This is a genomic window from Asanoa iriomotensis (assembly GCF_016862515.1).
Lineage (GTDB): Bacteria > Actinomycetota > Actinomycetes > Mycobacteriales > Micromonosporaceae > Asanoa > Asanoa iriomotensis.
In genome coordinates this window covers 1-10,930 of record NZ_BONC01000122.1, presented here as the reverse complement: position 1 = coordinate 10,930, position 10,930 = coordinate 1, and the positions used below count along the sequence as shown (strand labels likewise).

The 10,930-nt window shown below is 75.1% G+C and carries 6 protein-coding genes and 1 pseudogene; 3 read left to right on the top strand and 4 right to left on the bottom strand.

The annotated features are described in order from the left end of the window. Positions 1-2,032 (bottom strand): annotated as a pseudogene (locus Air01nite_RS39275) (hypothetical protein); the annotation flags it as partial. A gap of 431 nt (positions 2,033-2,463) precedes the next feature. Here Air01nite_RS39275 and Air01nite_RS39270 point away from each other — a divergent pair. From Air01nite_RS39270 to Air01nite_RS39260, 3 genes are all read left to right on the top strand, one after another. Continuing rightward, positions 2,464-3,978, top strand: a complete 1,515-nt coding sequence (locus Air01nite_RS39270; protein WP_203708502.1) for a dynamin family protein — start codon at positions 2,464-2,466, stop codon at positions 3,976-3,978. Next, entirely contained in the window at positions 3,975-5,822 is a 1,848-nt protein-coding gene (locus tag Air01nite_RS39265) for a dynamin family protein (RefSeq protein WP_203708501.1), read from the top strand. The genes Air01nite_RS39270 and Air01nite_RS39265 overlap by 4 nt, the downstream gene beginning before the upstream one ends. 135 nt (positions 5,823-5,957) lie before the next feature. Further along, positions 5,958-6,611 (top strand): hypothetical protein, encoded by a 654-nt coding sequence (locus tag Air01nite_RS39260; protein ID WP_203708500.1) that lies wholly within the window; start codon positions 5,958-5,960, stop codon positions 6,609-6,611. A gap of 332 nt (positions 6,612-6,943) precedes the next feature. Here Air01nite_RS39260 and Air01nite_RS39255 read toward each other — a convergent pair whose 3' ends face one another. The 3 genes from Air01nite_RS39255 to Air01nite_RS39245 form a co-directional block, all read right to left on the bottom strand. Next, positions 6,944-8,626 (bottom strand): acyl-CoA dehydrogenase family protein, encoded by a 1,683-nt coding sequence (locus tag Air01nite_RS39255; RefSeq protein ID WP_203708499.1) that lies wholly within the window; start codon positions 8,624-8,626, stop codon positions 6,944-6,946. 201 nt (positions 8,627-8,827) lie between these two features. Next, the gene (locus Air01nite_RS39250; protein ID WP_203708498.1) at positions 8,828-9,508 is read right to left on the bottom strand and encodes a hypothetical protein; all 681 of its coding nucleotides are present in this window, start codon (positions 9,506-9,508) and stop codon (positions 8,828-8,830) included. Positions 9,509-9,629: 121 nt separating this feature from the next. Continuing rightward, positions 9,630-10,930, bottom strand: a 1,301-nt coding sequence (locus tag Air01nite_RS39245) for a hypothetical protein (RefSeq protein WP_203708497.1), incomplete at its 5' end; no start/stop codon positions are given.

Sequence of the window (10,930 nt, the reverse complement as noted above, 5' to 3'; positions counted from 1 at the left end):
CGAGCCCGTACTCCCAGCCGGGCACCCGCGCGGCGGCCCGCACGGCGGCGACCGCGGCCCGCAGGCCCGTGTGCGACGGCGCGTCGCCGTGCCGGGTGGCGGCGGCCAGGGCGCCGGCGGGGTCGGTGGCCAGCAGCACGAGCAGCAGGACCCGGTCCCGGCCGGCCCGGACCAGCGGTGGGGCGTCGTCGGGCACCGGAGCCGCCGCGGCCCGCGCCCCGGCGAGGTCACCGACCTGCAGGAGGGCCTCGGCGCGCAGCACGGCGGCGTCGACGCCGAGGGGTGCGTCGGCCACGGCGAGCACCCGGGCCGCGTCGCGGGGGCGCCCGGCGGCCAGCGCGGCAGCCGCGGCGGCGACCCGGGTCGCGGGGGCCGGGCGGGCGCCGGGCAGGTCGCAGGCGAGCAGGAGAAGCTCGGCCCGCTCACCGGCGGTGCCGGCCGCCTCGGCGGCGGCGAGCGCCCGCGCGGACGCGCCGGCGTCGTCACCAGCGGCGGCCAGGTGCCGGGCCGCCTCCCGGTCGGGAGTCAGCTCGGCCAGCCGACGATGCAGCGCGGCCCGCGCCGCCGGGTCGAGCATCCCGGCCGCCACCTCGGCGACATACGGCGACGCGGGCGCGACCAAACCACCGGCGGCCCCGTCCTCGACCACACCAGCGGCCGTCAGGTCGTGGCCATTGACTTCATGAGCGGGCAGGCCGCCACCGACCCCATACCCGGCACCGGACACCGATCCAGGCACGCCGGCGCCAGCAGGTGCGTGCCCGGCCTTCTCCGCCCCACCCAGGGGATCTGCCGCACGTGCAGGCGGGCCACCGCTCACCGGTCCGGGCACGCGGGCGCCAGCGGAGGCGTGGCCAGCCTCATCGGGACCACGAGCGGGCACGCCACCGCTCACCCCATGACCGGAAACCGGTTCAGGTGGGCGGGCGCCGGCAGGTTGCCCAGCGTCACCGCCTGTGCCCTCGGGGACTGGCGTGGCGCCCGGAGCCACAACCTCGGACCGGTTGTCGCCGAGGGCGACACCGACTCGCGCCGCGACCGCGCCGCCGTCGGGGCCGTTGACCGCCGCCTTCGTGGTCGTGCCGGCGGCCGCGAGGCCGCTCGGCTCCTCCGCCAACGTGGTCTGGCCGGTCCCCGGCACCGTGCCGATGCCTCCGTGGCCCGTGGTCGGGGCGCGGGTGATTACGAGGCCGGCGTCGCGGAGCTCGGCGACGCCGGGGCCGAGGAGGGCGGGGCTGGCTGGGCGGCCGAGCAGGCCCAGCGCGGCCATTGCCGTGCGGGCCGGGCGGGTCAGGTCGGCGAGGGCCTCCGCGACCGCGTAGGCGACCTGGTCAACCTCCGCCGACGGCGCCGCGATCGGGAGCGCTCCCGTGGCGTCCTGGCCGCGGTCGGTCGGTGCGGGCCGGGCGGCGGCCGTGTGCCGGGCCAGCGCGATCACCGCCAGGGGCACGCCGCCCGCGCGGCGGATCACCTCGGCGACCCCGGTGTCACCCAGCCCGGGCGCGACCCGCCGGGCCAGGTCCGCGGCGGCGGCGGTGTCCAGCGGCGGCAGGGGCAGCCAGCCGGCCGCCGCGGACCGCAGCGCGGTGACCGCCTCCGCCGGCAATCGGTGCGGGGTGCGCAGGGCGACCGCGACCCGGGTGTGCGCCGCCAGGGCTCCGACGGCCGCGACCGTGGCCGGGTCGGCCCACTGCAGGTCGTCGATCACCAGCAACCCGGCGCGGACGCGAGAACGGACCGCCTCCGCGAGCAGGTTGACGTCGTGGGCCGGCAGGCGGACCCGGACCGCCCGGGACAGGGGCAGCGCGGGCACGTCCTGGAGCATCGCGAGGCCGCCGCCGGCGAAGACCGGGCCGCGGAACGCGGCCGCCAGGTCGTGCAGGACCGTGCTGCGGCCGCTGCCGGGCGCGCCGGTGATCACCACCAGGCCTGGGGTGGCCAGCAGGGCGCGGGCCCGCGCGACAACATCGTCGGGCGCCGTGCCGGGGGCGGCACGGTCGGCGACGTCGGCGCCAGGTGCGTGCGGCGGCACTCATCCTCCGACCCTCGCCTGCGACGGACCCCGGTGGCACGAACATGGGATCCTGCCGCCGGCAGGATATTCGTAGTGTTGGTCGAGCGACCCAGCCAGGAGGACCACGCCACAATGACCGCGCACCCCCGCCGGGCCACCGCCATTGTCGCCGACCGCCCGCGCCCTGACGACCCCAGCACGGGCGCCATGCCCGTTTCGGGCGGTTTGAACGGGACCATCGGGGGCAAGAGCGGTCGCCCGGGGTCATTCTGGGATCTCGCGAAGCGCGGCACGGCCCATCCGGTCGCCGCCGGGCTCTGCGACGAGGTCAGCCTGCGGCTCCGCCGGGTGACGGCCGCGGTCGTCGAGGACGCCCCGGCCCGGCGCGGACCCGGTGGGGGTCTCAGCGAGCACCGTTCACGTCGGGTCTCGCGAAGCGAGGCGCGCGGATGACCGCTCCCGTCGCGCTGCGGCAGGTCGTGGCCGGGCTCTGTGACGAGGTCAGCCCGCGGCTCACCTCCGACGCCGCGCGGAACCAGGTCCGGCGGGTCCGGCAGCGGCTCGACGAACCCCTGCGGGTCGCGATCGCCGGTCGGCTCAAGGCCGGCAAGTCGACCCTGGTCAACGCGCTCATCGGGCGCCGGGTCGCGCCCACCGAGGTCGGTGAGTGCACGCGGGTCGTGACACAGTTCCGGTACGGGACCGCCGACCGGGTCGACGTCGTGCGCCGCGACGGCAGCCGGGTCAGCCTGCCCCTCGACGAGACCGGGATGATTCCGCAGCGGTTGGGCGTACCCGCGGCTGAGGTGGCTTTTGTCGATGTTGCTCTGACCAGCGCCAACCTGCGTGACCTCACCGTCGTCGACACGCCCGGGCTGTCGTCGACCAACGCGTCCGTGTCCGCGGGGGCGCGGCGGTTCCTGTTCGAGGACGCCACCGCGCCCATCGACGACGGGCTCGACGCCGACTCCGCGGGGGCGATCTCCGGAGCCGAAGCCATCGTGTACGTGTTCACGCAGGCGGTCCGCAGCGACGACCTCGCGGCGCTCGAGGCGTTCCGGTCGGTGTCCGCGCGGCTGGCCAGCAACCCGATCAACTCGGTCGGGCTGTTCAACAAAGCGGACAAGCTGGTCGAGAGCCCCGCCGACCCGTGGCCGGTCGCCGAGCGGCTGGCCAACGACCAGGCCGCGACGCTGCGCCGTGTCGTCTCCGGAGTCGTGCCCGTGGTCGGGCTGCTCGCCGAGACCACCGAGGCCGGCCGGCTGACCGCCGCCGACTGCGAGGCGCTGCGGGTCCTGTCGGGGCTGCCGGTGACCGAGCGGACGCTGCTGCTCGCCTCGGTGGACCTGTTCGTCTCGCGGCCCGCGCCCGTACCCGGTGAGCACCGGGAAAGGCTGTTGACCCTGCTCGACCTGTACGGGATCGGCTTCTCCCTCGCCCAGCTCGCCGCACACCCGACGCTGGGCAGCGGTGACCTGGTGCGGATGCTCTACCAGGCGTCCGGGTTCCCGCGGCTGCGGCACACCCTCGACCACGCGTTCCGGTGGCGCACCGACGCGATCAAGGCCGGCTGGGCACTGTCCACGTTGGAGAAGGCCGCCGGGCACGCTGACACGATCCCCGACCGGGAGGTGCTGCGCGACGCGATCGAGCGGGTGCTGCAGCGGCCCGAGTACCACCGGTTGCGGCTGCTCGAGGTCGCCCAGCAGGTCAGCGGCGGCGCCGTCGAGCTGCCCGCGCCGATGGAGCAGGAGCTGACCCGGCTGGCCCTGTCGCAGGACCCGCAGTGGATTCTGAGCCTGCCCGCCGCCGGCGTCGACGAGCTGCGGGAGGCGGCGCTGGCCGCGGCGGCGCGCTGGCGGGTGTACGCGGTCGCGGGCGCGAGCCCCGCACAGTCACGGGTGGCGCAGGTCGTACACCGTGGCTTTCATCTGTTGTCGCAACGGCTGCGGGTGCCGGCATGACCGATCTTGGTGGGCTGTTGGGCGAGGCCGTCGACGGGTCGCTGGCGTTCCTGCGGCGCGCCGACGCCGACGCGGCCGCCGACGTGGAGTCGATGCGCCGCCGGGCCGTCACCCGGCCGTCGATCGTCGTCGTGGGCGAGACCAAGCGCGGCAAGAGCTCCCTGGTCAACGCGCTGATCGGGGTGCCGGACCTGTCGCCGGTCGACGCGGCCGTGGCCACCGCGACCTACCTCGAGTTCGTGCCCGGCAGCCCCCACCGCGCCCAGGCGTGGGTGCCGGACCGGGCGCAACCCGTGCCGCTGGAGCTTTCGCAGCTGCGCGACTGGGCGACCACCCTCGGCCAGCTCCCGGAGGGCACCCGGCCGCCGCGCCGCGTCGAGGTGACCCACTCCGCGCCGCTGCTGCAATACCTGAGCCTCGTCGACACGCCCGGCACCGGTGGCCTGGACCCGCTGCACGCCGAGGTCGCCCTCGACGCGGCCGCGCAGGCCGGCGCGCTGCTGTTCGTGGTCGACGCGTCCGGGCCGTTCACCCGGCCCGAGCTGGAGTTCCTGATCGAGGCCAGCAAGCGGGTCAACGTGGTGGTGTTCGCGCTGACCAAGACCGACGCGTACCCGGGATGGAAGACCATCCTGGCCGACGACCGTGCGCAGCTGCAGACGCACGCGCCGCGCTTCGCGCAGGCACCGTGGTTCCCGGTGTCGGCGCGGCTGGCGCAGCTGTCGATGACGCTGCCCGGCGACGCGGGCGCCGAGCTGGTCCGCGAGTCGCGGATCGCGCCGCTGCAGCACGCGCTGATCGAGCTGGCCGGCAAGGGTCACCTGCTGCGGCAGGCCAATGTGCTGCGGGCGGTGCGCAGCGAGCTGGTGCGGCTCGACCTGCGGGCCGGCGAGCGGCTGACGGCTACGGATCCGGATCCGGCTGACGTGGCCAAGGCGCGGGCGGACCGGGCGGCTCTGGCGGCGCGGAAGCGCACCGAGTCGCGGCAGTGGTCGCTGACGCTCAACACGGAGACCCAGCGGGCGCGGGTGGAGGCGACCGGGAAGCTGCGGACGTACGTGTCGCAGCTCCAGGAAGACCTGCTCACCAGGATTGACAAGGCGAAGAGCGACGAGCTCAAGGCGCTGCCCACCGACCTGGACACGGCACTGCAGGCGCTGTCGGTGCGGCTGTCGCAGGACCTGGAGTTCCGGTTCCGCAAGGTCGCCGAAAAGGTGCTCGCACAAGTTTTCGGCGCCGAAGAACTCCAGTTCGTGCTGGCCCGCCTGAACGCGACGCTGCGGCACGCGCTGACGAGCCGCCCACCCCGGGACACCGGCACCGACAACATGATGATCGCGATGTCGGCGGGCGGGATGGCGTTCATGGCCGGCCGCGGCGCGATGGCGGGCGCGTCGGCCCTGGGCGCGTCGGCGTTGCTCGGCGGTGGGCTTCTGGTGCCGGTGGCCGGCCTGGGCCTGGGTTTGGCCGCCGGTGCGTTCATCCTCTACCGGCGGCGCGCCCAGAGCGACCGGGCGCAGGCGAGGCTGTGGCTGCGGGACGTGCTCAGCGAGGCCCGGGCGGCGCTGTCGGACGAGATCATGCACCGCTTCACGGACCTGCAGTACGCGCTGACGCTGGCGCTCGACGACGCCATCGAACGGCGGCTGCAGCAACTCGACGTGCACATCGCCGAGATCGACAAGGCGCTCGCGGACGACAAGGCCGAACGCACCCGGCGCCGGGCCGCGGTCGCGGCGGAGCGCGAGGCGATCCGGTCCCGCATCAAGCAGGTCGACACGGTCCTGGTCCGCGCCCGGACCCTGGCACCGGCCCCGACCACCGAAGACCAGGAGCTGCCATGAGCGAGCGCGGCCAGCAGAGCGGACGTCGATCGTGCCCCGCGGACCGGAGGGAGACGGCGGCATGAGCGAGCGCAGCGAGCGCGGCCAGCAGAGCCGACGTCGGTCGTGCCCCGCGGACCGAAGGGAGGCGGCGGCATGACCGACGACTGGACCTGGGGCGACGGGCACGATTCACACGACGACCATTCCGGGTACGACGGGCCGGGGTCGGGCGACGAGCACCACCACGGTTTCGACGCCGACGACACGGACCCGTTCGGGGACTCGCTCGGCGACGCCTTCACCGCCGGCCACGATGCGATGGGTGGCCACGATGTTGTCGGCTGGCATGACCCGTCGCCGGACTGGGGCGGCGACGAGGGTGACGGTCCGCACGGAGATGACCCGTTCGCGCCGGTGGCCGAGCACCACGACTGGGCGGCGGGCCTCGACGACGACGGCAGCGGCGGCACGGACGGTTTCGGCCCGGTCGACGCGACTGACCTGTTCAGCGCGGACCCGGACGTGTCGGCGTACACGGACGCCTTGTGGCCGACCCCGGAGTTCCCGGCGGCCCTGGACCTCGGGCCGGTGCTGCCGGAGCCGATCGACGGTCCGCCGTGGACGGACGCGTCGGCGCTCGGGGCGCCGGGCCCGGATGGGCTGATGCCGGTCGAGGTGCCGTCGCCTTCGGATCTCGCCGCTTATGCCGGTCTGGAGCCGGCGTCGTCCGGCTGGGAGGCGCTGTTGGGGTCGGAGGACCCGGCAACGTCCGCACTGGCGCGGTTCTGGTCACCGCCGAACTCCTGACCGTCTCGCGTTCCTGATCCCGGATAGCGCTCCCCATTTAGCATCCCGGCCACCATGCCGGCGACCGGCGAGCCCGCCCCCACACACCGTCGCTCTTCACCTGTTGGAGGCGGCCGCCACTCGGCCGGCCGATGCCACGCCCGCGCCGATGGGCCCAGCCTTGGGCCAGGATCCGAGGGTCAGTCCTCGCGGGTCGAGGTCGCTGGAGTTCGTGATCGACGGGCTCAACCCATCGAGTGGCCGGACGGGCCGTCACCACCCGAGTCGTGGCCAAGCGAGAGGTGCCTGGACCTCCACCGTCGTTCGCGATGCGGCTCGGTGAGTGGATCTCGTCAGCAGAGGACGTCGGCGTAGTTGGCGGCGTCGATGGCGATGTCCTCTCCGCGTAGCCAGCGGCGGGTCCAGAGCCGCGCCGCGGTCTCGGCGAGTTCGTCGCGGTCGGCGGCCTGTTCGACCAGGAGGGCGGCGGTCAGCGCGTACGCGGTGCGCAACGCCAGCCCCCGAGCCCCGGCGACCACCCGATCCGAGGTCGGGTCTGCCGCCGCCTCGGTCAGGCGGTTGCCGAGGTCACGGGCCGTGGCGGCGAGCGCGTCGGCGACCGCCGGGGACAGGCCGCGGGCCAGGTCGGCGGCCGCGGCCACCCGGGCCACCACCGGCGTCGCGGCGTCGTCGCGAGCTACCGCGCGCAGCGCGTCCAGTGCCAGGACGTTGGTGGTGCCCTCCCAGATCGGCAGCACCTGGGCGTCGCGGAGCAGCCGCGGCACGCCGGTGTCCTCGACGTAGCCGGCGCCGCCGAAACACTCCACGTACTCGCTGGCCGACGAGACCGCCAGCCGGCCCGTGGCGAGCTTGGCCAGCGGCGCGACCAGGCGCAGTTCGGCCGCCGCGGCGGGGTCGGAGCCGACCTCGACCCGGCCGAGCAGCGCGAACGCGTGACCGGCGAGGACGAACGCGCCGGCCGCGTCGACGGCGAGGGTCGCCAGGGTGGCCCGGTGCAGCGGCGAGTCGAAGAGGAGGCCGCCGGCGACGTGGCGGGCTTTCGCGTACGCGATGGCGTAGTCGAGTCCCCGCCGCATCCCACCCGCGGCCGCGGCGGCGTTGTGCAGGCGGGTGATCACCACGAGCGACATCGCGCGGACCAGGCCCGGCTGGCCCGGGTCGCCGAGCGGGACCGCGGCCGCGTCGGTGAGCCCGATCTCCGCGGTGGGCAGGGCGCGGGTGCCGAGCTTGTCCTTGAGCCGGTGCACGGTTACGCCGGGTGCGGGGGCGCCGCTGTTGGCGCCGTCGGCGTACCGGGGAACCACGAACGGCACCAGCGACCGGCTCCCGGGCCCGGCCCCGTCGGGCCGGGCGAGCGCGACCGCCATCGCCGAGTCGGCCGCGGAGCAGAACCACTTCTCGCCGGTGAGCAGCCACCGCTGTCCGTCACGGCGGGCGACGGTCGACGACCGGGCCAGGTCGGAGCCGCCCTGCGACTCGGTCATCCATTGGCCGCTGGTGATCGCGGTGTCCGGGTCGGTGGACAGCAGCCGCGGCAACCACGCGTCGCGGACGTCACGACCGACATCGGCGCGCGACAGCAGCGCGGCGGCGCCGTCGGCCATCGCGACCGGGCAGGAGAAGGTGGCCGACTCAGGCCCGTACAGGTGCAGCAGCGCATGCTGCACGATGCGCGTAGCGGCACCCCAGGTGCCACGGGTCTCGTCGAGGTAAGGCAACGCCACGACGGCGTGCCGGGCGGCCGCGGCCCGCTGCGCCTGCCAGCCTGCGGACGTGTCGATCCGGTCGACCCGCGCCCCCCACGGGTCGTAGCGGACCAGCTCCGGCGGATGCGCCTCCGCGTCGGCGTGCGCGGCCCGAAGTGGACCGACCACATCGGCCGCCAGATCGGTCAGCCGGGCCTTGGCCAGGGCGTGTCCGGTCCCGCCGAGCTGCCGGTCAAGCCAGAGCCGCAGAAACCGATCCCCGGCGTACGGATCATCCGGAGGCGGCAACGGCTGCACGAACCGGGCCATGTCGGCTCCTTAGCGGGACGGCAACGGGTTGGCCCGACGTTAACCGACCGGACACCAACACGACCAGGCAACCGGAGTACGCGCGCCGGATGGCCGACCCGACCCGCCAGAGGGCGCCGCGCTCGAGGTTCAGCGTCCCTCGACCATGGAGTCGGCCCAAACCGCTGCGCGCGGCTATGGCCGCCGCACCGAAAGGTGCCGCTACCGCCCGGCGGACCTCACCGCTGGGCGGCTGAGCGGGCTTGGTGACCAGGTCGCCGCAAGGAAGGTGACGGCGGTGGCCGCGATCAGGACGACCAGCCAGCGGTCGTGTGCCGCCGCCCAACCCGATCCGCCGAACGGGACCAGCAGCGCGACGCGATCCGGCAGCAACGCCACCACGAAGACCGCGGCGAGGAACGCCGGAGCGGCGACCAGCCCGACCACGCCCCGGGCCGCGCGTCGCCAGATGGTCGTCGCCACGGCCAACGACACAGCCACCACCGCGGCCGCTTCCAGGGTCAGGTCGTCGCGGGGCAGCACGGGCGAGGCCGGGCCGAGGGCCGCGCCGGCCGTGGCGAGGGTCGCCCACCACCAACCCGCCAGCAGCACCACACCCGCGGTGACCCTGGCCGCGAGCGGCAGCCAGGCCGGCGCCGGCGACGTCGCGGTCGTGGGCCTCGCCGGGTCGTCGAGGAGAAACCCGACCCCGAGCGCGGCGGACACCGTCGCCAGCCGGAGCAGCACTACCACCAGGCTCGGATCCGACCCGGCGGACGCCACCGCAGGCACGCCGATCATCGCGTAGCCGACCACCAGCGCCGCCAGCGGCGGCGTCCAGCGCAGCGCCCGCACCGCCGGGACCGCCACCGCAGCCGCGACCCGCACCGTCACCCCTCCCATCAGCACCGACCTCCGTCCACCGCCATCGCCTTCCCGCGACACGTCGAAGGAGCGGAGGCGTCCCCGTTCGGACCGGCCGCGGGCAGCGCCCTCGCCACCAGCCGCATCCCCACTCCTCTGCTCATTGCTCGCACTGGACGTTGGCGAAGGCCGGATCCGGTGCCGCACCGACCGGCACGTCGAACAGCGCGCCCACCCGCTCGATCGGCGTGTTCGGCGCGGTCAGTTCCACCCAGTGCGCCGCCACCACGGCCGTGACCTCCGCGGACGGCCGCTCGAGTAGCGTCAGGCCGACGGCGGCGTCCCGGTCGTCGACGAACAGGCCGTTGTCGATCGTGTAGTCGATCAAGGCCAGCGAGCCGCTGCTCTGGTCATCGAGCTGGTGCAGCCCGTCGGCCACATGGGGGCTGGCCTGACCGGTCAACCAGACGATCAGCGCGCCGCGGGCGCCACAGACGGTCGTGTCGCCGGCCACCGCCTTGCCGGCCACCAGGCGGAAGGCGACGCTGCCCGCGAAGGCCGCCGCGGTCGCGGCGTCGCCCCACGTCGTGCCGACCGGGACCGCCTCCGGTGTGCCGGCCGCGGTGTCCGTGGCCCGCTGAGCCCGGGCCCGGGCCTGTGCCGCCTCCGGGCCGAATACGCCGCCAGAGGTCGGGTAGCCGTCGGACCACACCCACTGGCGGACCGCCAGCGGCGGCCCGGCGGCCGTCGCGGCGTCGGGCGCTAGTCGGACCACGTCGTCGACGACGCGCGACCACGCCGGGACCCACGCGGTGAAGTCGTCGAACGCGCAGTAGGTGACTTCACCGCGCGCCTGGCACGTCTGCACGGGCGCCGGGTTCTGGTTGACGGTCACGCGGGCCGCCACGACTGCGTCGTCGCCGACGAACTGGGCGCTGCCCGCGGCTACGGTCACCGCGAGCGCCGCTGCCAAGGTCGGCAGGGCGACGCGCACCCGAGCGCCCGCACGAAGGAGCGCGAGCGTGGCCAGGACCGCCGTCAGTCCGACGAGATAGACCAGGTGCCGGCCCGACGGCCGGTCGACGAGCACCGACGGCAGGGCGACCGGCAGATCATCCGGGAGGATCGGTAGCAAACGCCCCCACGTCGTGCCCGTCGCGACCGACGCGATGGCGACGAAGCCCGCCGCCGCGAACAGAATGGCCGCCAGCGGCGCGATGATCGGCGAGCGGACCAACAGGGCCAGCAGAACGCCGCCCGCACCCAGCAGGGCGACGATGCCTGCCGGGATCGCCACGTCGAACACGTCGAGCGTCCCGGCCCGCCCCGGCATCACCGCCAGGGCGAGGGTCTGTGCGGCGAACACCGCCAACGTCAGGCCCGCCGGGGCCATGACGGCGAGCAGGAACGCGCCCGCGCGCCACGCCGGTGGCAGGACCAGGAGGTCGGACACCGCGTCGG